The organism is Curtobacterium sp. VKM Ac-1395 (genome assembly GCF_015350975.1).
In the GTDB taxonomy this organism is placed as follows: domain Bacteria; phylum Actinomycetota; class Actinomycetes; order Actinomycetales; family Microbacteriaceae; genus Curtobacterium.
Map to the genome: position 1 here is coordinate 97,333 of NZ_JADKRX010000006.1, position 23,420 is coordinate 120,752.

Below are 23,420 nucleotides of genomic sequence, written 5' to 3' on the forward strand. Positions count from 1 at the left end.
GACAGGACGCATGGAGATCGCACCGATGCTCGCCAAGGCCGTGCCCGACGTCCCGGACCCCGACAGCGTCAAGGGCGGCCTGCGGTACGAGCCGAAGTGGGACGGCTTCCGCGGGATCGTGACCATCGACGGCGACGACGTGGAGATCGGCAGCCGTGGCGCGAAGCCGCTCACCCGGTACTTCCCCGAGCTCGTCGAGGCCTTCCGCGCGCAGTTCGGCGGACACGGCCACCCGGTCGTGCTGGACGGCGAGGTGATCCTGCGGGCCGGGGCACCGGGGCACGAGAAGCTCGACTGGGAGGCGCTGTCGCAGCGCATCCACCCGGCGGCATCGCGGATCGCGAAGCTCAGCGTGGAGACGCCGGCGCAGTTCGTCGCGTTCGACCTGCTCGCGGCCGACGGCGAGGAGCTCGTCGACCTGCCGTTCGACGACCGACGCGCGCGGCTCGAAGCCCTGTCCGACGGCGTCACCGACCCCCTGTTCGTGACGCGGACCACGCTCGACGTGGACGTCGCCCGTGGATGGCTGACGACGTTCGAGGGGGCGGGGCTCGACGGCGTCGTCGCGAAGCCGCGCACCCGGCCCTACGAGCCGGGCAAGCGCTCGATGCTCAAGGTGAAGCACCACCGCACGGCCGACGTCGTGGCGATCGGGTACCGCGTCCACAAGAGCGGCAGCGGGGTCGGTTCGCTGCTCGTCGGGCTGTACGGCGACGACGGCGAGGTCCGGCAGGTCGGCGGTGTGTCCGCCTTCTCCGACAAGCGCCGACTCGCGCTGGTCGACGAGCTCGACCCGGTGGTCGTCAAGGACGCCGACGGGAGGCCCGTCACCGGTGCCGGGGAGACGTCGCGGTTCTCGTCGGGTCGCGACACGTCCTTCGTCCGACTGGCGCCGGAGCTGGTGCTGGAGGTCCGGTACGACCAGATGGAGGGCGACCGGTTCCGGCACACGGTGCAGTTCGAGCGGTGGCGGCCGGACCGCGAGGCCTCCTCGTGCGGGTTCGACCAGCTCGAGGTGCCGGCGGCGTACGACCTGCGCGACGTCCTGTCGTGAGCGCGGTTGTCCGTTCTGCGGGCGGCCGTGTCCGATAGTCGAAAGTAGTTAGGCGAACTAGTGACTGCGTGGAATGATCGTCTCAGCGGCACTCGCAGGGAGTGCCAGCAGATCGGAGCGGATCGACATGAGCAGTGCAACACTCGTCCGTCACTCGCAGCGCCACCCGTTCAGCGAGCTGCGTGAGGCTCGCCACCAGCGTGCCCTGCGGATCAGCGCCGTGATCAGCGGCATCGCCGGGGTCACCGCCACCGCGCTCGCCCTCGTCACGATCGGCCTCGGCGCATGATCGTCGACGGCATCACCGACGCCCACCGCGGCACCTGGTCCAAGCTCACCCGCCTGCACACCGCCACCGTCGTGCTGCCGATGCACACGACGCTGATCGACTCCGCCGACGCGCGGCCCGAGGTCCCCGGGGTCTGACCGCTCGTCCCGCCCGGGCCTCCTCAACCCAGGCACTGCGGGGCCAGGCCTCCCGAGTCAGGCCTTCTTGGCGCGGGACGGCTGCACGCGCGGCGGCTCCCCAGGCATCTTCGGGAAGTCCGGCGGGAACGGCAGTTCGCCGAGGCCGTTCTCCACGTCACGCTCCCACCAGGCCAGGAGCGGCGCGATCGACGCGGACTCCTCGCCCATCGCCTCCCACGGGTCCCCCACGGTCGCCAGGCGCTCCGGCATCGTCAGGATCGTGAACGTCGTCGGGTCGGCGTCACGCAGCTCCTCCCAGCGCAGCGGCGCGGACACCGAGGCGTGCGGGAGGGCACGCGGGCTGTAGGCACCAGCCATCGTCCGGTCGCGGTTCGCCTGGTTGAAGTCGACGAAGACGCGCTCCCCGCGCTCCTCCTTCCACCACGCGGTCGTCACCTGGTCGGGCATGCGGCGCTCGAGCTCCCGCGCCGCGGCGATCACCGCGTGCCGGACGTCGAGGAACTCGTGCTCGGGCTCGATCGGGGCGAACACGTGCAGCCCGCGGTTGCCGCTCGTCTTGATCCACGCGGTCAGGCCGACCTCGGCGAGGACCTTGCGGAGCTCCTCGGCTGCCGGCACCGCGTCGTGGAAGTCGGTGCCCGGCTGCGGGTCGAGGTCGATGCGGAGCTGGTCCGGGTGGTCGCTGTCCGATGCCTTCGAGGCCCACGGGTGGAACACGACGGTGTTCATCTGCGCTGCCCACACCGCCACCGCGGGCTCGTCGAGCACCAGCTGAGGGTGCTTCCGGGCGCTCGGGTACGTGACCGTCACGGAGCGGACGTAGTCGGGCGCGCCCTTCGGCGGGTTCTTCGAGAAGAACTGCTCGCCGTCGACACCGCCCGGGAACCGCTGCAGCGACAGCGGCCGGTCGCCGTTCGCCCGGACGAAGGCGTCGCCGACCGTCACGAGGTACTGCGCCAGGTCGAGCTTGGTGATGCCGGCGTCCGGCCAGAGCACGCGGGAGGGACTGCTGATCCGGACCTCCCGGTCGCCGTCGGGGCCGGGTACGGTCAGCGTCGTCGCTTCGCTCGCCATGCTGGGGAACCTACTCGCGGCTCCGTGTGCGTTCGCGTCCGGGAGCGCACGGCAGGATGGACTGGTGAGCGCGTACATCGGGGTCGACCTGGCCTGGGGACTCGGGACGGCGACGCGTCGCCCGAACGAGACCGGACTGGCCGCGCTCGACGACGCCGGCCGGGTCCTCGACGCCGGGTGGGCCCGCGGCGTGGACGACGTGACCGCCTGGGTCGCGTCGCGCCTCGGTCCCCGCACGCTGATCGCCGTCGACGCGTCGCTCGTCGTGACCAACCCCACGGGGATCCGCGAGGCCGAACGGCAGGTCGGGCAGCGCTACGGCCGGTGGAAGGTCGCGGCGAACCCGACGAACACCGCCTCGGCCGCGAGTGCCGGTGCGCAGCTGCTCGACCGGCTGACCGCGCTCGGGGTGCGCTACGTCTCGGACACGACCGGCATGCGGGAGCGCACGGAGCCGGGGATGTTCGAGTGCTACCCGTACACGACCCTGGTCGGCGTCGAGGAGCTCGGGTACGACGACGAACGCCCGCGCTACAAGCGCCTCGACACCGCGCTGCCGGCGCCCGCCGCCAGGGCTCGCCGCGCCGTCGCGTTCGACGAGCTCGTGCGACGTCTCCGCGAGACACCGCTCGACCCGCCCCTGCACCTGGACACGCACCCCCTGACCGCCGGGCTCGCCGAGGCCTCCGGGATCCACGGTCCGACGCACAAGCACCGGGAGGACCTGCTCGACGGCGTCCTGTGCGCCTGGACCGCCGCGTTCTGGGAGCGGCACGGCGACGAACGGGTGCAGGTGCTGGGAGGTGACCCGAGCCTCCCGTCCGACCCGGTGGACCAGGCGGGCCGGATGCCGACCATCGTGACGCCGGCGCGCGCGTCGCAGCGGCGGCCCCGCGGCTAGTCTTGACCGGTGAGCGCCACCACCGAACCCCTGCGCATCGGGCTGGTCTCGCTGCACACCTCCCCCGGCGACGAGCCGGGCTCCGGCGAGGTCGGCGGGATGAACGTCGTGGTCCGCCACCAGGCCGAGGCCCTCGCGGACCGCGGGCACCACGTGGAGATCATCACGCGACGCTCGTCCCCGACGCAGCCGGACTCCGTGTCGCTCGTGCCGGGCGTGTGCCTGCGTTTCCTGTCCGCCGGGCCGGCGGCGCCCGTGCCGAAGGGCGAACACGACGCCTTCATCGAGCCGTTCCGCCACGAGCTCGCCGCGCTCGGGCCGTTCGACGTGCTGCACTCGCACCACTGGTTCTCCGGCGTCGCCGCCCTGCCCGTCGCACGCGAGCGGCACATCCCGCACGTGCAGTCGTTCCACTCCATCGCCGCCGACTCCACCACCCCGCTGTCCGAGGGCGAACGCGCCGAGTCCGCCGGTCGGATGACCGGGGAGGCGATGCTCGCGCGGGACTCCGACGCCGTCGTCGTGGTCAGCGAGGCCGAGGCGCACACCGTCCGCTCGCGGCTCGGCGGCGAAGCCTCCCGCGTGTGGATCGTGCCGCCGGGGGTCGACGGGAGCGTCTTCCGCCCCGCCGCCGTCGGAGCGCGCCGCCCCGCGGCCCCCTACGTCGTCGCCGCTGCCCGCGTTCAGCCACTCAAGGGGCTCGACCTGGCGATCGAGGCGATCGCGGGCATCTCCGAGGAGGCCCGGCCCACGCTGGTCATCGCCGGTGACTCCTCGAGCGAGGCCGGCGACCACATGGCCGAGCTGCAGGAGCTCGCCGCCGCGCACGGCATCGCCGACCGGGTCACGTTCATCGGGCCACAGTCGCGGGCCGACCTCGCCCTGGTGTTCCGCGGGGCATCGGCCGTGCTGGTGCCGTCGCACTCGGAGACGTACGGGCTCGTCGCGCTCGAGGGCTCCGCGTCCGGGGTGCCTGTCGTCGCGGCCGCTGCCGGTGGGCTCCGCGAGGCCGTCCTCGACGGGGAGACCGGCGTCGTGCTGGAATCCCGTGACCCGAGCGTCTGGGCCGCCGAGATCGAGCGCATCCTGACCGAGCCGGAGTACGCCCGCGCGCTGTCGGCAGCGGGGCGCGAGCACGCCGAACGACTCAGCTGGGAGCGGTCCGCCGCCGGGCTCGAGCAGGTGTACCGGCGGGTGCTCGGGCGTCCGGAGTGAACGGGCTCGGCGGGTTCTGGGACGCGCTCGACGCGGTACCGGTCGCGTCCGACGCAGAGGCCCTGTACGACGTCGGCACCGCGGACGGGCGACTCCGTCGGGAGAACCTGTCGCGCTACCTCGACACCGTCGGGCCCGGTGCCGACACGCTGCTCGTCGCGGAGGCGCCCGGGTGGCGTGGCATGACGAACACCGGCGTGCCCTTCACGAGCATGCGGGAGCTCGGGCCGCAGTACCGCGTACCACCGGCGCCGACCGCCCCGTGGGAGGCGTCGTCCCGGGTCGTCCACGCGGCACTCGCCGAGTGGCAGGGGCCGCTCCCCGTGGCGTGGGCGATCTTCCCGCACCACCCGTTCGTCCCCGGGGACCGGCTGACGAACCGCACGCCGCGTCCCGCCGAGGTCCGCGCCGGAGCACCCGTCGCGCTCGCGCTCATCGCTGCGCTCGGTGTCCGGCGCGTGGTGGCCGTGGGGCGGAAGGCGCAGGGGGCGCTCGCGTCCGCGGGCATCGACGCCGTGGCCGTCCGGCATCCCGCGCAGGGTGGGGCACGGCAGTTCACCGAGCAGGTCCTCGCGCTGTCGCGGACGTAGGCGCTGTCGCGGGTGTCGGCGCGGCCGCGGTCGTGTCGCGGGCTGACGGGGCGGGCGCCGCGTCAGGCGGAACGGACCTCGATGTCCTTCGCGGCGAGGGCGTCCGCCACGTGCGCCGGCAGCCGGGTGGCGGCGTACACGGTGCGGAGCGCGGGGAGGTCGATCAGGTCGTCCCAGTTCTGCGGGTCGAAGCGGTCGTCGGTGCCCTCCCACCCGGGGTGCACGTCCTGCAGGACCTCGAGCGCGGAGTCGACGGTCAGCTCCGTCACCAGGGACAGGTGCGACGGCAGCAGGTCGAGGTCGTCGTAGTACTCGCGGGCACGGTCGTCCTGGCCCTCGACGTCGACGTCCTCGTCGGTCTCGTCGGCGGTGTCGGCGTCGTAGGGCTCCAGCACGCCGAGGTCGTAGCAGAGCACGTCGAGCACGAGCAGCTTGGCGTTGAAGTCCGCGAACTCGACGGGTTCCTCGGTGGTGTTCGACTCGTCGTCCATGCAGCGGATCGTAGCGGGCTGTCGGCACGTCGTCCGGTTTCGGGCAGGACACGGCCGTGTTGCGATCGAGGGCCAGAACTCTGTGAGACTCGACAGGGAAGCGATCGTCGGGAACAGTGTGTGCATGGCCACCACGAACACCGAACGCCCGTCCACGGAGCAGCCAGCGCTCCGACGGGTCATCGGCCCCAAGCTCCTGCTGCTGTTCATCATCGGGGACATCCTCGGCACGGGCGTCTACGCCCTCACCGGTCAGGTCGCCGCGGAGGTGGGCGGAGCAGCGTGGCTCCCCTTCCTCATCGCGTTCTCCGTCGCCCTGCTCACGGCGTTCTCGTACCTGGAGCTCGTGACGAAGTACCCGCAGACCGCCGGTGCTGCGCTCTACGTGCACAAGGCGTTCGGCGTGCACTTCGTCACGTTCATCGTCACCTTCATCGTGATGTGCTCGGGGATCACCTCGGCGTCGACGGCGTCCCGCGCGTTCGCCGCGAACCTCGGCGTGGGCTTCGGCCTCGAGCTGCCGAACACGGTCGTGATGCTCATCGCGATGGGCTTCATGCTCGCGGTGATGCTCGTGAACTTCCGCGGGGTGAGCGAGAGCGTCAAGACGAACGTGGTGCTGACCCTCGTCGAGCTGAGCGGGCTCGTGATGGTCATCCTCATCGGGTTCTGGGCGATCGCGGGCGGCAACGCGGACTTCTCCCGCGTGGTGATGTTCGAGACGCCCGAGGACAAGAACCTGCTGCTGTCGATCTCCACCGCGACGTCGCTGGCGTTCTTCGCGATGGTCGGCTTCGAGGACTCGGTGAACATGGCCGAGGAGACCAAGGACCCCTCGCGCATCTTCCCGAAGGTGATGCTGACCGGCCTCGGGATCACCGCCGTGATCTACGTGCTCGTGTCCATCTGCGCCGTCGCCGTCGTGCCCATCGGTGAGCTCGCCGGCAACGAGACGCCGCTGGTCACGGTCGTGCAGACCGCCGCGCCGGACTTCCCGATCGGCAACCTGCTGCCGTTCATCTCGATGTTCGCCGTCGCCAACACCGCCCTGATCAACATGATGATGGCGTCACGACTGCTGTACGGGATGAGCAAGCAGGGCGTCCTGCCCGGGTTCCTCGCGAAGGTGTCCCCGACCCGCCGCACGCCGTCCACCGCGATCGTCTTCACCACGCTGATCTCCCTCGCACTGATCGGGTGGGTGTCCCTCAGCCCGGACTCCCCCATCGTCGTCGTGCTCGGCGGCACCACGTCGCTGCTGCTGCTGTCGGTGTTCGCCGTCGTCAACCTGTCGGTCCTGGTGCTGCGCCGGGACAAGGTCGACCACCGGCACTTCAAGGCCGGCGTCGTCATCCCCGTGATCGGCATCGTGACCTGCCTGTGGCTCGTGCTGCCGTTCTCCTCCGGCCGTGACATCGAGCAGTACCAGATCGCCGGCGGGCTGCTCGGGCTCGGCATCCTGCTGTGGGTCGTGACGTGGTTCACCCACGGCCGCAAGCAGGCCGGCAAGCCGCCGACGGGCGTGGTCACGGAGCCGACGAAGGTGGTCCACCGGGACGGGCACCACGACTGAGGTCGACGCCCGAGCGCACGGGTGACCCCCGGACCGGGGCATGTCGAGGGCGGCCGTTCCCAGGCCGCCCTCGTACCCTCGTCCTGGCACCCGGACGGAAGGACCCGAGCATGCGCCGTGTCGGCATCACCCTGGCATCGGTGTTCGGCGCGGGGATCGTCGCCGTCGGCATCGGTGTCGTCGTGCTCGTCGTGATCGCGGTCAACTCGCTCTCCGGCATCGGCAGCTCGGCGTCCACACCACGGGCCGTGACGTGCCCCGCCGTCGCGTCGAAGACCGTCGGCGGGATCGTCGTCCCCGCAGGCCCGGTGGCCGGGTACTGCCAGGACCGTCTGGTCAACGCCGCGTCGGTGATCCAGGCGGCACGGGCGCTCGGCATCGGACCGCACACCCAGGCCGTCGGGGTGATGACGGCGCTCGGTGAGTCCGGGCTGCGGAACCTCGACCACGGGGACACCGTCGGGCCGGACAGCCGCGGCCTGTTCCAGCAGCGGGACAACGGCGCCTGGGGCACGTACGCGGACCGGATGGACCCGTACACGGCCGCGTCGATGTTCTACGCGAAGCTCGTCAAGGTCCCCGGGTGGAAGACGATGACGCCGACCCAGATGGCGCACGCCGTGCAGGTGAACGCCGACCCCGACCACTACGCGAAGTCGTGGCCGGCGGCGAAGGCGATCGTCGAGGGCCTGACCGGCGAGACCGTGCCGGACACCGCCCCGCTGGGCTGACGCGGGCGGACCGGGTCGGCCTCACGCCGCGGCATCGCTCACCTCGTCGTCGTCGAGCTCGACCATCGACGCACCCCCGTCGTGCACCACGACCTGCCCGCGCAGCGGCACGCGGTGCTCGGCGAAGACGCACACCATGGCGTCGACCCACTCCCAGTCGACCGGGGAGAGCTCCGTCGTGGTCGGGCGCTCCCACGCGAGCACCACTTCCTTCGCATCGACCTGTTCGACGAGGTCGGCCACCAGGGCGCCGAAGTCCTCGACGTGCTCGTCGGGTTGCCAGGGCAGGTCGGCGATCGGGATCACGAGGCGGATCGGCACGGCGTCGGCGCCGAGGAACAGCACCCAGCACTGTCGGCGGACGGGTCGTTCGAGGAGTGCGACGACGAGGTCCACCACGTCGTCGTCGGTACGGACTGCGGTTCGCTCGAGTCGGTCGAGCACGTCGGTGTCTGGCATGCCTCCACGCTCGCGGACGGCAGCACCGGCGAGCACGCCCACCACGAGATCTGTGGACGACTGACCGCACGACCGCGCCTGTGGAGGAATCGCCGAACCGCCAGCTGCCGCGCCCTAGATCCCGAGCGTCACCGCACTGTCGACGAGCAGCAGCGCCGCGAAGAACACCGCCACGACGGCCACGAGACCGGTGACCGCGACGGGCCACGCCACGCGGCGCCGGACGAGCCGTACGACGCTCACCACGACGGACAGCGCCACGACGAGCGCGACGACCACCGGACCGGCGTACACGACGACCCCGCCGAGGGTCTCGTCACACCGGTTCCCCGGCGCCGAGCACGAGTGGAAGCCGAGCGAGAGGAACACGATCCCCCACGCGACCCCCAACCCAGCCGCCGTCGCGATCGTGAGCACGGCGATCGTGGCGACCATGTCGGCGACGCGACGCCCGCCGACCAGGGGCTGGCGGGCCTCCCGTCCGGTGGTCGACGCAGCCGCGTCCGGAGCGGACAGCCGCGTCGGCATCAGCAGACCCCGCCGGACGGCCGCTGCAGGCCGGAACGGCGCTGGTGCCGCACCTCGCGGAGCGGCAGGGCACGGACGGACGAACGCATGGCTCCAGCATGCCCGCCGGGGGCGCCGCCGGTCAGCCGGTGCCCCCTGGACCGGCGTCTCCCGGACAGCTGGGTGCATCGGTATGGTCGGGGCATGGCCGCTCGGACCCGAGACCACGAACCCCCCGCAGCCCCGGCGTTCGCCGCCGTCGTCCTCGCGGTGATCGCGCTCGTGCTCGGGTGCCTGGTGCCCGCCGAGTCGATCGTCCGGCACTGCGTCCTCGGTGCCGTGTTCGGCCTCACCGCCCTGGCCAGCGCGTGGCGGGCTATCAGCATCTCCGCGCGTCGGCGAGCGCCGCGGGCCTGGTCGTGGGTCGCCGTCGTCATCGCCGGCGTGGGGCTCGCGATGCTGCTCTACCAGGTGCTCGAGATGGTCTCCGGCGGTGCGCTGCCGCGGCCGTTCTGGTCCCCGTACGCGACGCACTGAGGCAGCAGGACGGCGCGCAGGAGCGCGGACACACCGAAGACGAGCACGACCGGGCACGGACCCCGTCGAAGGTGCATCCTGGCCGGGTGACAACGACGCCGCGCCCCACCCTGTTCCGTCGCAAGCCGATCGAGGAGATCGACGACGACACCGGGGGCGAGGGCGGCCTGCAGCGGCACCTGGGGCTGTGGCAGCTCACCGCGATCGGCATCGGCGGGATCATCGGCGCCGGGATCTTCACCCTCGCCGGCACGGTCGCCCACGGGGTCGCGGGCCCGGCCGTGCTCATCTCGTTCCTCGTCGCCGGGGTGGCCAGTGCCGCCGCCGCGCTGTCGTACGCGGAGTTCGCCGGGATGATCCCGAAGGCCGGCAGTGCCTACACGTACGGGTACGCCGTGCTGGGCGAGATCGTCGGGTGGTTCATCGGCTGGGACCTGCTGCTCGAGTACACGGCGATCGTGGCCGTGGTGGCGATCGGCATCTCCGGCTACGTCGGGTTCCTGGTCGGCCAGTTCGGCGTCGACCTGCCCGCGTGGATGCTCGGCGCGCCCGGTACCGGCGACGGGCACGTGGTCGACGTCTTCGCGATCCTGCTCTGCCTGCTGACCGCGTTCGTGCTCACCCGGGGCATCCGCAGTGCCGCGCGGTTCGAGTTCGTCGCCGTCGGGATCAAGGTCGCCCTGGTCGTCCTCATCGTCGTGCTCGGGGTGTTCCACATCGACAGCGCGAACTACGACCCGTACTTCCCGTTCGGCTTCGGCGGCGTGATGACCGGTGCCGCGACGGTGTTCTTCGCGGTGTTCGGCTACGACGCCATGTCCACCGCGGCCGAGGAGTCCGTCGACGCCCGGAAGCACATGCCGAAGGCGATCCTGCTGTCCCTCGGCATCTCGATGGTGCTCTACGTGCTCGCCACGATCGTGCTGACCGGCATGCAGAAGTACACGGACATAGACCCGGCGTCGGGGTTCTCCTCGGCGTTCGCGTCGGTCGGGCTCGGCGGCGTGGCGAACGTCATCGCGATCGGCGCCATCGTCGGCATCGTCACCGTGCTCGTGACGTTCATGCTCGGCGCCTCGCGGGTGTGGTTCTCGATGAGCCGCGACGGCCTGATGCCGGCGTGGTTCGCCAAGACCGACCCGAAGCGGCACGTCCCGACCCGCGTCACGTGGATCCTCGGCATCGCGGCAGCGGTCCTGGCCGGCGTGCTGCCGATCGGGGTGGTCGCGGAGCTGACGAACATCGGCATCCTGCTGGCCTTCGTCGTCGTCTGCACGGCCGTCGTCGTGCTCCGCTACACCCAGCCGGACCTGCCCCGGCAGTTCAAGCTCCCGCTGATGCCGATCGTGCCGGTCATCGGCGTGATCGCGTCGCTGTGGCTCGTCACGTTCCTGCAGTGGGAGACGTGGGTGCGCTTCGCGGTGTGGTTCGCGATCGGGCTCGGCGTGTACTTCGGGTACTCGCGGAAGCACAGCAAGCTGGCCGAGAAGGCCTGACGCCCGGCGCCGGTCAGCGGCGGTGCTTGCCCTCGGCGGCGGTCGGGTCAGCGAGCGGGTGGTTGCGGAACCAGCGCAGCAGCTCGCGGGGACGGCTGTGGTCGGCGCTCTGGTCGCCCTGCGCCAGGAAGCCGCTGAAGCCGTCGGGGGTGCCGTTCTCCTCGGAGCGGTCGAAGGCCATCGACCACTCCGGGAAGCGCCGGGTGTGGATGGACTCCTCGACGAGCAGCGAGACGTCACCGTGGCGCTCGTCCGCGAGGATCCGGGAGTACGTCGCCATCACGGCGTCGTAGGGCCCCTCGAGCAGCTGCATGAAGCGGCCGGCGCGGTGCACGAGCATGCCGGACAGCCCGTCGGCGGTGTTCCGCTCGCGTGAGTACGCGAGCACCTCCTCGAGCTCGTCGTCGTCGAACTGCTCGACGGCCGAGCTCATGTAGACCAGTGACTGCAGCATGGTGCTCCTCCCTGACGGACCTCCTCTGAGCCTGCCTCGTCCGTCTCGGCCACGACAGCCCCTGTCCGGGGTGCGTGGCACGATGGGCGTGTGCCAGCTGCCCCGATGATCGACGCCGTCGACGTCATCCGCTTCGTCGGGCCCCAGACGTTCGGCCGTGCGCGGGACATCGTCCGCCGCGGGCTCGTCGAGGACGCCGCCTCACACGAGGACGGCTCCATCACCGCCACGGTCGCCGGGTCCGCCGACGAACCCTACGACGTCCACGTCGACACCACGATCGCGCGCGGCGAGTTCGTCCGCCCCGTCCGGTCCCGCTGCACGTGCCCGATCGGCGGCGAGTGCAAGCACGTCGCCGCCGCGCTCCTCACCATCAACGCACGAGCGGTCGCCGCCCACGCCGGCCCCCGGTCCGCAGCACCGGTCGCGTCCACCACGGACTGGAGGCACGAGGTCGCCCGCCTCGCCGGTGACGCCGACGAACCGCTCACCACCGGCACCACGACCCCGCTCGGCCTGCAGTTCGAGCTCCGCGACGCCGTCCCGGCACGGATGGCCGCGCGGGCGCGCGCCACCGGCCGGGCGCTCGCGGCGCCCTCGCGCTCCGTCCGGCTCGGCGTCCGGCCCGTCACGCGGAGCGGCGCGGGCAACTGGGTGCGCGGGCAGCTCACCTGGGGCACGCTCCCCTACTCGATGAACCGGCTCGGGCTCTCCCCCGAGCAGCACGGCTGGTTCCTGCAGTTCGCCGCGCTCCACCGTGCCGGCCAGCTCGCGGGACTGCCCGGGGAGAGCGACTGGATCCACCTGGACGACTTCCAGAGCCCGCTGCTCTGGCCGCTGCTGCGCCAGGCGCCCGGACTCGGGGTCGCGTTCATCACCGGGAAGCGCGAGGGCGGCGTGGCCCTCGGCGCCGACGCGCGGGTGCTCCTCGACGTCGCACGGTCGGACGCCGGGCTCGTCATCGGCACGAGCGCCGTGCTCGACGGCCGCCCCGCAGCCGACGGCGCCGCGCGGCTCATCGGGGACCACGGCGTGTACGTGTTCCGCGAGTCACCCGAGTTCCACGTCGACCTCGCACCGACGCCCGACCCCGTGCCCGACGACCAGCGCCGCATGCTCGTCGAGGGCTCCCGCATCACCGTCCCCACGGACGAGGTCGACGAGTTCCTGGCCGACTGGTCCCCCCGACTCCGCGGTGCGCTCGGGCTCGTGAGCTCCGACGGCTCGATCGAGCTGCCCGAGCGGACGCCGCCCGAGCTCGTCCTCACGGTGACGTTCGAGCCGGCCCGGGCGCCGCGCACCGACGACGTCGCGCACCTGCAGTGGCGCTGGCACGTCGACGGACGCAAGGACCCGGTGTCGCTGCACGGACCGCTGCCGGACCTGCGCACGGTGACCGCGGCGGACGACGTCGCGTCTGCTGATGACCCCGACGCCGATGCCGACGCCGACGCCGCCGCTCCGGGTGCCGACGTCGCCGAGCCGGCCACGGCGGCACTGGCGGCCGACGACGCTGCGCGGGCCGAGCCTCCCGTCGGTGTGGGAGCCGACCACGGCGCGACCGGACCCGGCGGCGGGCTCGACTGGTTCCAGGACGGCACCGTGGAGGGCGCCGACGTCGCGGTCCTCGCGACCGAGCTGGTGCCGGCCCTGGCCGACCACGGCGTCCGCGTCGTGGTGCAGGGCGAACGGCTCGACTACGAGCGCCTGACCGGGCGGCCGCACATCCGCGTCACGACGATGCCGTCCGACAAGCACGACTGGTTCGACCTCGGCATCTTCGTCAGCGTCAACGGCAAGCAGATCCCGTTCACGCCGCTGCTCCGGGCGCTCGCCAAGCGGGACCGGCGGATGAAGCTCATCGACAACTCCTACCTGTCGCTCGCCGACCCCGCCTTCGACCGGCTCAAGGAGCTCATCGAGGAAGCCCGCGAGCAGGACGAGTGGGAGCCGTCGCAGACGATGACGGTCACGCCGCTGCAGGCCGGGCTGTGGTCCGAGTTCGACCAGCTCGCCGACGAGACCGACCACGACGCCCGCTGGCAGGACATCGCCTCGCGGTTGCTCGACGCCGCTCCCGAGACCGACCTCGCGGTGCCGTCGACCGTGCACGCGGACCTGCGGCCGTACCAGCGGTCCGGGTACGCGTGGCTGTCGTTCCTGGTGGCGCACGGGGTCGGTGGGGTGCTCGCCGACGACATGGGGCTCGGCAAGACCCTGCAGGCGCTCGCGATGATCGCCGACCGACGCGCCTCGCACCCGGACGACCCGCCCTTCCTCGTCGTCGCACCGACCTCGGTCGTGGGCAACTGGGCGCTCGAGGCCGCCCGGTTCGTCCCGTCGCTCCGGGTCACCACGATCGAGACGACCTCGCTGAAGCACCCGTCGCTCGTCGCCCGGGCCGCCGCGGACGCCGACGTCGTCGTGACCTCGTACGCGCTGCTCCGGCTCGACGCTGCGGCCTACACGGAGCAGCGCTGGTCGGCACTGCTCCTCGACGAGGCCCACTTCGTGAAGAACCCGCAGTCGCAGACGCACCGGGTGGCCGCGGAGCTGCAGGCGCCCGTGAAGATCGCGATCACCGGGACCCCCCTCGAGAACGGTCTGACCGACCTCTGGGCGCTGTTCTCCATCGTCGCGCCCGGGTTGCTGTCGTCGTGGACGCGGTTCGGCGACGACTACGTCAAGCCCCTCGCGTCGCCGGACCTGCGCGGCGACGCCCGGTCGGAGCTCACCGCCCGGCTCCGTCGCCGCATCCGGCCGCTCATGCTGCGGCGGACGAAGGAGAGCGTGGCGTCGGACCTGCCGCCGAAGCAGGAGCAGGTCGTGCGGGTGACGCTCGACCCCGCGCACCGCGAGGTGTACGAGCGCACGCTCAACCGGGAGCGCCTCAAGGTGCTCGACCTCATCGACGACCTCGACCGCAACCGGATGATCGTGTTCCGCTCGCTGACGCTGCTGCGGATGCTCGCGCTCTCCCCCGCGCTCGTCGCGGACGGCGACACCTCGATCCCCTCGGCCAAGCTCGACCTGCTGCTCGACGAGCTCGAACAGCTCGCGGCCGAGGGGCGGCGAGCGCTCGTCTTCAGCCAGTTCACGTCGTTCCTGCGCCTCGTCGCGACGGCCCTCGATGCGCGCGGCATCGGGTACGACTACCTCGACGGGTCGACCAGGCAGCGCACGAAGGTCATCGACCGCTTCCGCACCGGCACCGCGCCGGCGTTCCTCATCTCGCTCAAGGCCGGCGGCTTCGGGCTCACCCTGACCGAGGCCGACACCGTGTTCGTGCTCGACCCGTGGTGGAACCCCGCGGCCGAGTCGCAGGCCGTCGACCGGACCCACCGCATCGGACAGACCCGGTCCGTCAACGTCAACCGCCTCATCGCGGAGGACACCATCGAGGAGAAGGTCCTGGCGCTGGCGGCCCGCAAGGCGAAGCTGTTCGCGACGATGATCGACGACGACGCCCTGTTCGCGGACGACCTGACCGCCGAGGACGTGCGTTCCCTGTTCGACTGACCGTCGGCGAGATGCGACATCCGGAGAGTTGGCGGCGGCGGGCGGAGGCGTCCTAGCGTCGGCGCATGCTCCTTCTCGATGCACCGCCGACCACGCACGCCCCCGTCGAAGCGGACAGAGCCCGCGTGGTGCGTTCCCCGACCGGGATGTCCTCCGTCATGAGGCTGCCCAACGGTACGGATGTGCCGCTGTTCGGCGGCACCGGGATCTTCTCGGGCATGTACCCGCCGAACCACCTCGAAGACCTGCGCTCCAGCGACCAGTGATCGCCCTCGACGCGAGCGTCCTGATCGCCTGGTCGGACGCTGGAGACGCGAGCCATCAGCGCGCCTTCGACCTGATCGAAGCGCACGAGTGGGACGAGTTCGCCACGAACGCCGTGGTGGTCAGCCGAGTGAGGCAGTCCACTCCGCGGTCGTGACGACGTCGGCCTGCCGCGGGAACACCTTCTCCAGCAGCACCCGGTGCACCTCGGGATCACCGTCCGCGCAGGCGTCGGACAGCACCGTCAGCCCGAAGTCCAGGTCCGCCGCCTGCCGCAGCGTCGACAGGACGACACCGCTCGTGGCGATGCCGGCGAGCACCAGGTCGCGGACCTCGAGCCCACGGAGCAGCACCTCGAGGTCGGACCCGGCGAAGGCACTCACGCGGAGCTTCGTCACGACGATGTCGTCGTCGCCCACGCCGAACGCCGGGTGGACGTCCGTGGCGCCGGGTGCCTGCGCGCCCATGCGGTCCCGCATGCCGGAGAACATCCGGTTGGACGACGCGACCTCGGGAGCGCCGGGGCGGAACCCGACCCGCACGAACAGCACCGGGATCCGTCGCTCGCGCGCGGCCGACACCGCCGCCGTCGCGGCAGCGAGGGACTCCTCGCTGCCGAGACGGTCGACGATGCTGTTCTGGTAGTCCATCACCAGCAGGGCAGTGCCAGCCATGTCAGTGTCCGAGCGCGTCGATCTGGCGGACCTCGTCGTCGGACAGGCTGATCGTGGCACCCGCGGCGTTCGAGCGGATGCGCTCCGGGTTCGACGACTTCGGGATCACGACGAACTCGTGGGCGACGTGCCACGCGACGATGACCTGGGCGGCGTCGGCGTCGTGCGCCTCGGCGATGGAGACCAGCGTCGGGTCCTCGAGGTTGCTCGCCTTGAAGGGGCTGTACCCCTCGAGCACGACGCCGCGCTCGCGCAGCCCGTCCGCAACGGCAGCGTCGAACTCGACGGGGCTCCACTTGATCTGGTTCACGGCCGGCGTGACCCCGGTGGCCTCGATGAGCTCGTCGATCTGGGCGAGCGAGTAGTTGCTGACGCCGATGGCCTTCGTCAGGCCGTCCTGCTGCGCCTGCACGAGCTGCTGCCAGACATCGGGACGGGCCTCGCCGTTCGGCGGCCAGTGCACCAGCCACAGGTCGAGGTGGTCGAGCCCGAGCTGGTCGAGGCTCTCCTCGATGGTCTCGCGGACCTTCTCGGCGTTGTCCGGCGGGAGCTTCGTCGTGACGAAGACGTCCTCACGGGCGAGCCCGGAGTCGGCGATGGCCTTCCCCACGCCGCGCTGGTTGCTGTACCCGGTGGCGGTGTCGATGTGGCGGTACCCGGCCTCGAGGGCGGAGCTCACGGCGGCGGGCGCGTCGGAGTCGTCGATCTGCCAGGTGCCGAAGCCGAGGAGCGGCATCGCTCCGCCGGTCACCGGCACGGACGGTTCTGCGTAGTCGGTCATGTCCTCGTGTCTACGCGGCGATCTCGGGGGCGTCCGCCAGGATCGTCAGGAACCGCCGAGCACCACCAGGAGTCCCGCCAGCAATGCCCTCTCGCCGACGCCGTCCCGTCCGCCTCCGCACGGGCGTCACCGCCGTGCTCGTCCTGCTCGCGATCGTCGTCGCGGGCTACGCCACCCTGACGGCCGAGCCCCCTGCGCCGGGGCCGAGCCGAGCCTCCAGTCCGACGGCCGCCAGCCCCGCGATCACCGCGAGCGCCGACCCGACCGCGCCGACGGCGACTGCGACTGCGACTGCGCCCACAGCCCCCGCTCCCACCACAACGGCAGGCACGATGCCACCGGCTGCTGCCGCGGCCCACGCTCGCGAGCTGCTCGCCGCGCTCCCGGTGAAGGGCCCCGCGCCGGCCACCGGCTACGACCGCACCGGCGACTTCGGCTCCCCCTGGCTCGACGTCGACCACAACGGCTGCGACACCCGCAACGACGTGCTCGCCCGCGACCTGACCGACGTCGTCCGCAGTGGTCCCTGCCGCGTGCTCTCCGGGGAGCTCGTGTCGCCGTACACCGGTGCCACGATCGACTTCGTGCGCGGGAACACGACGTCGACCGCCGTGCAGATCGACCACGTCGTCGCGCTCGAGAACGTCTGGCGCACCGGCGGGCAGCAGCTCACCCAGGACGAGCGCCAGGCGCTGGCGAACGACCCGGTGAACCTCTTCGCGGTCGACCAGCACTCGAACGCGCAGAAGCGGTCCGGGGACGCGGCGACCTGGCTGCCCGCGGACACGGCGTTCCGCTGCACGTACGTCGAGCACCAGGTCGCGATCAAGACGACGTACCGGCTCTGGGTCGTCCCCGCTGAGCGCGACGCCATCGAACGGGTCCTCGCTCGATGCTGAACCGGCCTGACCGGGCGAGATAAACGACAGGTGTAGCCTGGAGGGAGGCTGATGCGCACGCATCGACCTTCACCGTCGAAGACCTCAGGAGGCCTCCCCATGACCGTGCCCACCACCGGCACCACCCGCTTCACCGACCGCGTCGTCCTCATCACCGGCGGCGGTTCCGGCCTCGGCCGCGCCACGGCCGCGCGCCTGGCCACCGAGGGCGCCTCGCTCGCCCTCGTCGACGTCTCCGAGCAGGGACTCGCGGCCTCCGTCGCCGCCGTGCACGAGGTCGCCCCCGATGCCGACGTCCTCACCACCGTCGCCGACGTCTCCGACGAGGCCCAGGTCGACGCCTACGTCGCCGCCACCGTCGAGCGCTTCGGCCGCATCGACGGCTTCTTCAACAACGCCGGCATCGAGGGCAAGCAGAACCCCACCGAGTCCTTCACCGCCGCCGAGTTCGACAAGGTCGTCTCGATCAACCTCCGCGGCGTGTTCCTCGGCCTCGAGAAGGTCCTCGCCGTGATGCGCGAGCAGGGCTCCGGCAAGGTCGTCAACACCGCGAGCGTCGGCGGCATCCGCGGCGTCGGCAACCAGTCCGGCTACGCGGCCGCCAAGCACGGCGTCGTCGGCCTGACCCGCAACTCGGCCGTCGAGTACGGGCAGTACGGCATCTCGATCAACGCGATCGCCCCCGGCGCCATCTGGACGCCGATGGTCGAGAACTCGATGAAGCAGCTCGACCCGGAGAACCCGCGGAAGGCTGCCGAGGAGTTCATCCAGGTCAACCCCACGAAGCGCTACGGCGAGGCCCCCGAGATCGCTGCGGTCGTCGCGTTCCTGCTCTCCGACGACGCCTCCTACGTCAACGCGGCAGTCGTCCCGATCGACGGCGGGCAGTCGGCCAAGTACTGACGCTGGTCCGGCCGGGTCGCCGAGCAGGGCCTCGGCACCGGCCGGGAGGCTCGGCTCGCCCCGACACCGCATCGCGCCATGGCAGCATGGGTGGTCACACGACGAGTCACACGTCGAGTCACACGTCGATGGAGGAGGACGCGATGAGCGCGAACGGATCGACCGGGTCCGGCTTCGGCCGGGGCGCCGAGCACGCGGAGCCCGACGCTGCCGGTGCGCTGCGCCGCCGGATGGGCGAATCGGTCGAGGGCTTCCTCGGCAGCGCCGCCTGGGTGCCGTGGAAGGCCGCCGGGACGAGCGGCGAGGACGGCAGCATCGCGCACGTCATGATCCGCGACCGCGAGTTCGTGCCGGTCTTCACCGATCCGGCGGAGCTGACCACGAGCCTCCCGGACACCGAGGCCCGCGCCATGCCGATGGCCGAACTCGTCACTGCGCTCCCCGAGGGCTTCGGCATCGTCGTCGACCCGACCAGCGCGCAGGCGGCGAACTTCCTGCAGGCCGACGTCGTCGCCGAGCTGCGGGAGGGGATGCGCGGCGGCGTCCCCCTCGACCCCGACGAGCGCTGACCGCAGAAGCGAGCGCCCCCATGGCTGAGCACCTCACCGTCCCCCGGGCGTTCGCGCTGCTCCTCATCGAGCCCGACGGGCGTCGTGTCGTCAACGGCCAGACGTTCGACTCCGGCCTGGCGGGCGCGGTGCTCGCAGACCTCGCGCTTCGCGGCACGGTGTCGCTCCACGGCACGCACGTCCAGGTCGTCGACGGCACGGCCACCGGTGACCCGGTCCTCGACGGCGTCGTGGAGATGATCGGCGCTCCTGGATCGGCACGCTCCGCCAGGTGGTGGGTGTCGAAGCTGGGCCGGCGTCCGCTCCGCGACGGCGTGCTCGGCGGCCTCGTCGCCGACGGCCTGGTCACCGCGGCCCAGCGGAAGACACTCGGCATCTTCCCCTCGACCACCTGGCCTGAGCGGGACGGCGGACCCGAATCGCTGCTCCGAGCCGCGATCGCGGACGTCCTCGCCGCCCGGTCTGCTCCGACGCCCTTCACAGCCGCCGTGATCGGGCTGCTCGACGCCACCGGGACGCTGCGGAGGCAGTTCGGCACGGTCGATCGCGGCCGCGTGGCGGTCATCGCCTCCGGCGCGTGGGCATCCCCTGCGGTGAAGGCCGTGCTCGACGAGCTCCAGATGGCCGTGATCGTCTCGGTGGTCGCGGTCACCGCAGCGACGACGGCGACGACGGCCGGCACGAGCTGAGGGGCAGGCCGAGGCTCACCGGCCGCCGGGACGACCGATCCCGTTCTCGGGGCTGACGGATCCGGTCGACGAACCCCGACGTACGCGAACCGGATCCGTCACCGCGCTGAGGGAAGTGCATCGCTCGGACGAGCGACTCCCAGCGGTGAGTCGACGAGCTCGATGAAGCGGGAGAGCAGGGACAGGCCCGGGATCGAGGGCGGCAGGGCCGTCGTCAACGCAGGTGAGTACACGAGGTACGCCGCCCACTTCGCCCGCGAGAGCGCCACGTTCAACCGGTTCGGCATCAGGAGGAAGTCGAGCCCGCGGGGGATGTCCGCCGACGACGACGCCGCGAGCGAGACGATCGACACGACGGCCTCGCGCCCCTGGAACATGTCGACCGTCCCGACCTGGGTCCCTCGGAACCCCGCGCGGTCGAGCTCCTGCCGGATCACCGCCCCCTGCGCGTTGTAGGGCGCAACGACGATGACGTCCTCGTCCGTGAGCCTCCGCACGGTGTCGCCGTCGGTCCAGGTGCGCCCGACGACGTCCTGCGCGAGGGCGACCACGCGGGCGGCTTCCTCGAGCGACGAGGTCGTGTTGCCCGCGTGCACGACGGGCTCCGGGTGCACGCCAGCCTCGATGCCGTCGAGTTGCCGCCCCGTGACCATCGACGTCAGCTGCCCGTCGTAGGAGAGCCCGGACACCGCCGACGTCAGCGCTGGCTCCATCCGCCGGGTCCGCGCGAGGAAGTACCCGAACTCGGGTGGCAGCACATGCTCACCGTCCGCCAGCCACCCGAGCGCCGACTGGTCGACCGGCTCGGGGTGCGAGCCCTGCGACACCTGGGGCAGCTGCTGCGGGTCCCCCAGCAGCAGCAGGCGGGTCGCTGCGATCGAGGACGCGATCGTCGGCGCCAGCGAGAACTGGCCGGCCTCGTCGACCACGAGCAGGTCAAGGGAACGTCGGGCGATCGTCGTCTCGTTCGCGAACGTCCACGCCGTGCCGCCGACGACTCCCCCGGTGCCCGACTCCTCGCACGACGACAGGAACGCAGCCACCGCCGCGTTGTTCTTCACCGGGGTCCACCGCGCTGCGTCGAGCTCGTCCTCGGACGCGCCGGCCTTCGGCACCTTCACGACCCGCTCGGGGGCGACCCCCGCGGCGATGACGGCGTCGAGGAAGTTCTCGCTCGTCGCGTGGGACTGTCCGACGACGCCGACCCGCCACCCGTGCTCGCGGACGAGCCGCGCGACGACGTTCGACCCGACGTACGTCTTGCCGGTGCCGGGAGGCCCCTGGATCGCCAGGTACGAGTGGTCGAGTCCGAGCAAGGTGGTGACGACCGCGCCGACGGTGTCGTCCCCGACGACGGGCGCGAGCGCACCCCGCGGCGGCACCCGGCGCAGCAGGTCGAGGGCCGGGTCGGGCAGCATCTCCGGCAGCACGTCGAGCACGAGCGCACCCCACTCCGCGATGGCCTCGGGCTGGGGCTTCGCCCGCGGCGGGGCCGACGGCGCGAGCGCGACCGGGTACTCGTGGTGAGGCTCCCCGCCGACCGGCAGTCGTTCGAGCAGCAGGACCTCGGTGTGCTCGCCGTCGTCCCGCACGTCGAGGATCACCGCTCGGTCCGACGCCCCCTTCGACCCCGGGCCGGGCGAGCCGACCGATGGCGGAGTCGGGGTGTCGTAGACGAGGTGGGGCGAGCCTCCTGGCCGGAGCCGACTACCGGGCGCGAGCGTCCCCGACAACCGGAGCTCTCGTGACTGCGACCGGGCGCGCGGCATCGTCGCCCAGTCGCGCTCGACGGACGCGCGCTCGACGACCAGGACGTCGCGCGTGTCCGCCCACTCGTCGACCGGGTTGCGGAGGCGGTCGAAGTGGTCCTGCCAGAACGTCTTGGCCTCGCGCCGGTGGTAGTCGATCGCGGCCGCGGCGAGCGCCAGGGCGGTCTCGTCGGGGGTGCGGTCGAGGGCGTCCACGTGCTCGAGGTGCTCGCTCAGGGCGACGTACACGGGGTTCGGCTCGCGCTCGACGGGCACCGGTGGCAGGTCGAGCTCGAGCGGCGTGGCCGTCGTGGCGGGCTTCAGCGACAGGAGCCAGTCGCGCAGGCGGAGCGTCGAGCGGCAGTCGTAGGCGTTGTAGTCCGCGACCTGATCGAGCATCCGCTGCCCCGCGACCCCGTCGCCGGTGCGGAGCTCCTCGATCGCGTCGACGTAGGCGGTGATGCTGTCCGCCGCGTTCGTGACGTCGCTCTCGCGCAGGTCGTCGCCCATGTAGAGCGGCTCCAGCTTCTTGATCGAGTAGCTGCGGCTGCCGACGACCAGGGCCTTGCGGACGATCGGGTACAGGTCGACGAGGACTCCCGCGCGGAGGAGGTCGTCCACCGCTTCTTCGCCGACGCCGTGGCGCGCGGCGAGCGACAGCAGGTGCGTCCGCTCGTAGGACGCGTAGTGGTAGACGTGCATGCCGGGGTGCTGCTCGCGGCGCTGCTGCACGTACGCCAGGAAGTCCACGAGCGCCTGGCGTTCGTCGCGGATCGTGTGCGCCCAGAACGCCGTGAAGTCCGCGCGGTCGTCGACCAGGCCGAAGAGGTAGTCGAGGCCCCAGTGGACGCCGTCCTCGGTGTGCAGTGGGTCGCCCTCGAAGTCGAAGAAGACATCGCCGGCATCCGGTACCGGGATGGCGTCGAGGGCGGTCGGGTCGAGGAGTTCGAAGGCCGGTCGTGCGGGTCCGGTCAGCGTGGTCCCGGTTCGTTCCGTCTCGATCTGGAGGCTCGCCTGGCGGACCAGGCGATCTCGCGTCGTGCTCGACATGCCGGGCACCGGAGCGGTGCGGACCGCCAGGTCGTCGATCGTCCGCACCCCCTGCCGGATCAGCTTGGTCCGCTGGTCGAGGCGCATGCCGGCGACGAGGACCAGGTCGCGGTGCTGCGCGACCTGCTGCTGGCACGCGCCGCAGCGGCCGCAGCTGCTGTACCTCGGGTCGCCCCACTGCAGTGCTTCGTCGGCGCCGAGTCGTTCGTCGATCACGCGCTGGAGTTCGGCGCGCTGCGTGCGGTACACCGGCGCGATGTCGGCCAGGTCGTGCGTGGTCGTCGTGCGGTCGCCGAGGACCAGGTGGACCTGCTGCCCGGTCGGGATGCCGTGCGCCTGCATCTGCTCGGCGTAGGCGGCGAGCTGCAGGAGGGCGCTGATCTTGGCGTGGCGGGCGAGCTTGGTGTCGTAGACCTCGTACTCCCCCGCGTCGTTGCGGATGATGAAGTCCGCGAAGCCGATGAAGCCCGCGGTGTGGGCGGTCGGGGGTGCGTGGAAGGTCGGTTGGAAGAGGACGTCGGCGCCGTCGTGCATGGCATTGCGTGCGGCTTCCGCTGCTTCGGCGTACTGCGGCGGTGCCGGGCGGTCGAACTCGACGACGTCGTGGGTCTGCTTCAGGATCTGCAGGTAGTCGAACTCGTGCTGGTCACCGAGCTTCGCCGTGCGGTCGAGCATGTCGTCGTGCTCGTCCGGCAGGGGTTCGGCGCGGCCCAGCTTGGCGTCGAGGCGGCGGAGGAACGCCCACTCGCAGGTCGCCCACGTGGTGAGGTCGCTCGGGCTGAGGAGCGGCCGGCCCTCGGTGGTGATCTGCAT

24 protein-coding genes are annotated in these 23,420 nt (G+C 71.8%); 16 read left to right on the forward strand and 8 right to left on the reverse strand.

The genetic code is table 11. The annotated features are described in order from the left end of the window. The first annotated feature begins 10 nt into the window (after nucleotides 1–10). The 3 genes from ITJ68_RS15920 (at nucleotide 11) to ITJ68_RS15930 (ending at nucleotide 1,480) form a co-directional block, all read left to right on the forward strand. A complete protein-coding gene (locus ITJ68_RS15920; protein WP_194662653.1) occupies nucleotides 11–1,054 on the forward strand; it encodes an ATP-dependent DNA ligase in 1,044 nt (347 codons plus the stop codon). A gap of 127 nt (nucleotides 1,055–1,181) precedes the next feature. After that, entirely contained in the window at nucleotides 1,182–1,343 is a 162-nt protein-coding gene (locus tag ITJ68_RS15925) for a hypothetical protein (protein ID WP_194662655.1), read from the forward strand. Next, entirely contained in the window at nucleotides 1,340–1,480 is a 141-nt protein-coding gene (locus ITJ68_RS15930; RefSeq protein ID WP_194626094.1) for a hypothetical protein, read from the forward strand. The genes ITJ68_RS15925 and ITJ68_RS15930 overlap by 4 nt, the downstream gene beginning before the upstream one ends. A gap of 57 nt (nucleotides 1,481–1,537) precedes the next feature. Here ITJ68_RS15930 and ligD read toward each other — a convergent pair whose 3' ends face one another. Continuing rightward, entirely contained in the window at nucleotides 1,538–2,557 is a 1,020-nt protein-coding gene (gene ligD / locus ITJ68_RS15935; protein ID WP_194662657.1) for a non-homologous end-joining DNA ligase, read from the reverse strand. Between the two features lie 64 nt (nucleotides 2,558–2,621). Here ligD and ITJ68_RS15940 point away from each other — a divergent pair, with 64 nt between their 5' ends. From ITJ68_RS15940 to ITJ68_RS15950, 3 genes are read left to right on the forward strand one after another with little or no spacing between them, the layout of a single operon-like run. Further along, nucleotides 2,622–3,458, forward strand: coding sequence for a DUF429 domain-containing protein (locus ITJ68_RS15940; RefSeq protein WP_194662659.1), 837 nt, complete (start codon nucleotides 2,622–2,624; stop codon nucleotides 3,456–3,458). A 9-nt stretch (nucleotides 3,459–3,467) separates the two neighbouring features. Next, entirely contained in the window at nucleotides 3,468–4,673 is a 1,206-nt protein-coding gene (locus ITJ68_RS15945) for a glycosyltransferase (RefSeq protein WP_194662660.1), read from the forward strand. After that, complete coding sequence (locus ITJ68_RS15950; protein ID WP_194662661.1) at nucleotides 4,670–5,263, forward strand: uracil-DNA glycosylase; 594 nt, start codon at nucleotides 4,670–4,672, stop codon at nucleotides 5,261–5,263. The genes ITJ68_RS15945 and ITJ68_RS15950 overlap by 4 nt, the downstream gene beginning before the upstream one ends. A 62-nt stretch (nucleotides 5,264–5,325) precedes the next feature. Here the strand turns inward: ITJ68_RS15950 and ITJ68_RS15955 are convergent, their stop codons facing one another. Then, complete coding sequence (locus ITJ68_RS15955; protein ID WP_194662662.1) at nucleotides 5,326–5,754, reverse strand: DUF6892 domain-containing protein; 429 nt, start codon at nucleotides 5,752–5,754, stop codon at nucleotides 5,326–5,328. Nucleotides 5,755–5,878: 124 nt separating this feature from the next. Here ITJ68_RS15955 and ITJ68_RS15960 point away from each other — a divergent pair, with 124 nt between their 5' ends. Then, nucleotides 5,879–7,327 carry an APC family permease gene (locus ITJ68_RS15960; protein WP_194662663.1) on the forward strand — a complete coding sequence of 483 codons (1,449 nt, stop codon included), beginning with the start codon at nucleotides 5,879–5,881 and terminating at the stop codon, nucleotides 7,325–7,327. A gap of 110 nt (nucleotides 7,328–7,437) precedes the next feature. Beyond that, complete coding sequence (locus ITJ68_RS15965) at nucleotides 7,438–8,058, forward strand: hypothetical protein (RefSeq protein ID WP_194662664.1); 621 nt, start codon at nucleotides 7,438–7,440, stop codon at nucleotides 8,056–8,058. Nucleotides 8,059–8,079: 21 nt separating this feature from the next. On the opposite strand, the gene ITJ68_RS15970 is transcribed toward ITJ68_RS15965, so the two are convergent. Both ITJ68_RS15970 and ITJ68_RS15975 read right to left on the reverse strand, forming a co-directional pair. Further along, on the reverse strand, nucleotides 8,080–8,517 hold the full coding sequence (locus ITJ68_RS15970) for a hypothetical protein (RefSeq protein WP_194662665.1): 438 nt from the start codon (nucleotides 8,515–8,517) through the stop codon (nucleotides 8,080–8,082). A 114-nt stretch (nucleotides 8,518–8,631) separates the two neighbouring features. Further along, complete coding sequence (locus ITJ68_RS15975; protein WP_194662666.1) at nucleotides 8,632–9,045, reverse strand: hypothetical protein; 414 nt, start codon at nucleotides 9,043–9,045, stop codon at nucleotides 8,632–8,634. Nucleotides 9,046–9,228: 183 nt separating this feature from the next. Between ITJ68_RS15975 and ITJ68_RS15980 the strand changes: the two genes are divergently transcribed. Both ITJ68_RS15980 and ITJ68_RS15985 read left to right on the forward strand, forming a co-directional pair. Next, nucleotides 9,229–9,561 (forward strand): hypothetical protein, encoded by a 333-nt coding sequence (locus ITJ68_RS15980; RefSeq protein WP_194662668.1) that lies wholly within the window; start codon nucleotides 9,229–9,231, stop codon nucleotides 9,559–9,561. A gap of 86 nt (nucleotides 9,562–9,647) precedes the next feature. Then, nucleotides 9,648–11,057: an amino acid permease gene (locus ITJ68_RS15985; RefSeq protein WP_194662669.1), complete on the forward strand. Its 1,410-nt coding sequence runs from the start codon at nucleotides 9,648–9,650 to the stop codon at nucleotides 11,055–11,057. Nucleotides 11,058–11,070: 13 nt separating this feature from the next. On the opposite strand, the gene ITJ68_RS15990 is transcribed toward ITJ68_RS15985, so the two are convergent. Continuing rightward, nucleotides 11,071–11,511 (reverse strand): BLUF domain-containing protein, encoded by a 441-nt coding sequence (locus tag ITJ68_RS15990; RefSeq protein WP_228505843.1) that lies wholly within the window; start codon nucleotides 11,509–11,511, stop codon nucleotides 11,071–11,073. Nucleotides 11,512–11,601: 90 nt separating this feature from the next. On the opposite strand from ITJ68_RS15990, the gene ITJ68_RS15995 reads away from it, so the two are divergent. Together ITJ68_RS15995 and ITJ68_RS16000 are read left to right on the forward strand one after the other, a co-directional pair. Beyond that, entirely contained in the window at nucleotides 11,602–15,030 is a 3,429-nt protein-coding gene (locus ITJ68_RS15995) for an SNF2-related protein (protein ID WP_194662671.1), read from the forward strand. A 65-nt stretch (nucleotides 15,031–15,095) separates the two neighbouring features. After that, on the forward strand, nucleotides 15,096–15,296 hold the full coding sequence (locus ITJ68_RS16000; RefSeq protein ID WP_194662673.1) for a hypothetical protein: 201 nt from the start codon (nucleotides 15,096–15,098) through the stop codon (nucleotides 15,294–15,296). A 120-nt stretch (nucleotides 15,297–15,416) separates the two neighbouring features. On the opposite strand, the gene ITJ68_RS16005 is transcribed toward ITJ68_RS16000, so the two are convergent. Together ITJ68_RS16005 and ITJ68_RS16010 are read right to left on the reverse strand one after the other, a co-directional pair. Beyond that, nucleotides 15,417–15,968, reverse strand: coding sequence for a cysteine hydrolase family protein (locus ITJ68_RS16005; RefSeq protein WP_194662675.1), 552 nt, complete (start codon nucleotides 15,966–15,968; stop codon nucleotides 15,417–15,419). A 1-nt stretch (nucleotide 15,969) separates the two neighbouring features. Then, nucleotides 15,970–16,749 (reverse strand): aldo/keto reductase, encoded by a 780-nt coding sequence (locus tag ITJ68_RS16010; protein ID WP_228505844.1) that lies wholly within the window; start codon nucleotides 16,747–16,749, stop codon nucleotides 15,970–15,972. A gap of 83 nt (nucleotides 16,750–16,832) precedes the next feature. On the opposite strand from ITJ68_RS16010, the gene ITJ68_RS16015 reads away from it, so the two are divergent. From ITJ68_RS16015 to ITJ68_RS16030, 4 genes are all read left to right on the forward strand, one after another. Continuing rightward, on the forward strand, nucleotides 16,833–17,648 hold the full coding sequence (locus ITJ68_RS16015) for an HNH endonuclease family protein (protein WP_194662677.1): 816 nt from the start codon (nucleotides 16,833–16,835) through the stop codon (nucleotides 17,646–17,648). A 99-nt stretch (nucleotides 17,649–17,747) separates the two neighbouring features. Next, nucleotides 17,748–18,551 (forward strand): SDR family oxidoreductase, encoded by an 804-nt coding sequence (locus tag ITJ68_RS16020; protein WP_194662680.1) that lies wholly within the window; start codon nucleotides 17,748–17,750, stop codon nucleotides 18,549–18,551. Between the two features lie 143 nt (nucleotides 18,552–18,694). After that, on the forward strand, nucleotides 18,695–19,120 hold the full coding sequence (locus ITJ68_RS16025; protein ID WP_194662682.1) for an SseB family protein: 426 nt from the start codon (nucleotides 18,695–18,697) through the stop codon (nucleotides 19,118–19,120). A 20-nt stretch (nucleotides 19,121–19,140) separates the two neighbouring features. Next, a complete protein-coding gene (locus ITJ68_RS16030; protein ID WP_194662684.1) occupies nucleotides 19,141–19,809 on the forward strand; it encodes a GOLPH3/VPS74 family protein in 669 nt (222 codons plus the stop codon). A gap of 98 nt (nucleotides 19,810–19,907) precedes the next feature. Here the strand turns inward: ITJ68_RS16030 and ITJ68_RS16035 are convergent, their stop codons facing one another. Continuing rightward, the gene (locus ITJ68_RS16035) at nucleotides 19,908–23,420 is read right to left on the reverse strand and encodes a TM0106 family RecB-like putative nuclease (RefSeq protein WP_194662686.1); all 3,513 of its coding nucleotides are present in this window, start codon (nucleotides 23,418–23,420) and stop codon (nucleotides 19,908–19,910) included.

Excerpts from the sequence above, each read along its gene's own strand:
- ITJ68_RS16035 (WP_194662686.1), bottom strand. The coding sequence starts at position 23,420 with ATGCAGATCACCACCGAGGGCCGGCCGCTCCTCAGCCCGAGCGACCTC.
- ITJ68_RS15955 (WP_194662662.1), bottom strand. The coding sequence starts at position 5,754 with ATGGACGACGAGTCGAACACCACCGAGGAACCCGTCGAGTTCGCGGAC.
- ITJ68_RS15980 (WP_194662668.1), top strand. The coding sequence starts at position 9,229 with ATGGCCGCTCGGACCCGAGACCACGAACCCCCCGCAGCCCCGGCGTTC.
- ITJ68_RS16000 (WP_194662673.1), top strand. The coding sequence starts at position 15,096 with ATGCTCCTTCTCGATGCACCGCCGACCACGCACGCCCCCGTCGAAGCG.
- ITJ68_RS15970 (WP_194662665.1), bottom strand. The coding sequence starts at position 8,517 with ATGCCAGACACCGACGTGCTCGACCGACTCGAGCGAACCGCAGTCCGT.
- ITJ68_RS15975 (WP_194662666.1), bottom strand. The coding sequence starts at position 9,045 with ATGCCGACGCGGCTGTCCGCTCCGGACGCGGCTGCGTCGACCACCGGA.
- ligD (WP_194662657.1), bottom strand. The coding sequence starts at position 2,557 with ATGGCGAGCGAAGCGACGACGCTGACCGTACCCGGCCCCGACGGCGAC.
- ITJ68_RS15920 (WP_194662653.1), top strand. The coding sequence starts at position 11 with ATGGAGATCGCACCGATGCTCGCCAAGGCCGTGCCCGACGTCCCGGAC.
- ITJ68_RS16010 (WP_228505844.1), bottom strand. The coding sequence starts at position 16,749 with ATGACCGACTACGCAGAACCGTCCGTGCCGGTGACCGGCGGAGCGATG.
- ITJ68_RS15965 (WP_194662664.1), top strand. The coding sequence starts at position 7,438 with ATGCGCCGTGTCGGCATCACCCTGGCATCGGTGTTCGGCGCGGGGATC.
- ITJ68_RS15960 (WP_194662663.1), top strand. The coding sequence starts at position 5,879 with ATGGCCACCACGAACACCGAACGCCCGTCCACGGAGCAGCCAGCGCTC.
- ITJ68_RS16015 (WP_194662677.1), top strand. The coding sequence starts at position 16,833 with ATGCCCTCTCGCCGACGCCGTCCCGTCCGCCTCCGCACGGGCGTCACC.
- ITJ68_RS15925 (WP_194662655.1), top strand. The coding sequence starts at position 1,182 with ATGAGCAGTGCAACACTCGTCCGTCACTCGCAGCGCCACCCGTTCAGC.
- ITJ68_RS16005 (WP_194662675.1), bottom strand. The coding sequence starts at position 15,968 with ATGGCTGGCACTGCCCTGCTGGTGATGGACTACCAGAACAGCATCGTC.
- ITJ68_RS16025 (WP_194662682.1), top strand. The coding sequence starts at position 18,695 with ATGAGCGCGAACGGATCGACCGGGTCCGGCTTCGGCCGGGGCGCCGAG.
- ITJ68_RS16030 (WP_194662684.1), top strand. The coding sequence starts at position 19,141 with ATGGCTGAGCACCTCACCGTCCCCCGGGCGTTCGCGCTGCTCCTCATC.
- ITJ68_RS15930 (WP_194626094.1), top strand. The coding sequence starts at position 1,340 with ATGATCGTCGACGGCATCACCGACGCCCACCGCGGCACCTGGTCCAAG.
- ITJ68_RS16020 (WP_194662680.1), top strand. The coding sequence starts at position 17,748 with ATGACCGTGCCCACCACCGGCACCACCCGCTTCACCGACCGCGTCGTC.
- ITJ68_RS15990 (WP_228505843.1), bottom strand. The coding sequence starts at position 11,511 with ATGCTGCAGTCACTGGTCTACATGAGCTCGGCCGTCGAGCAGTTCGAC.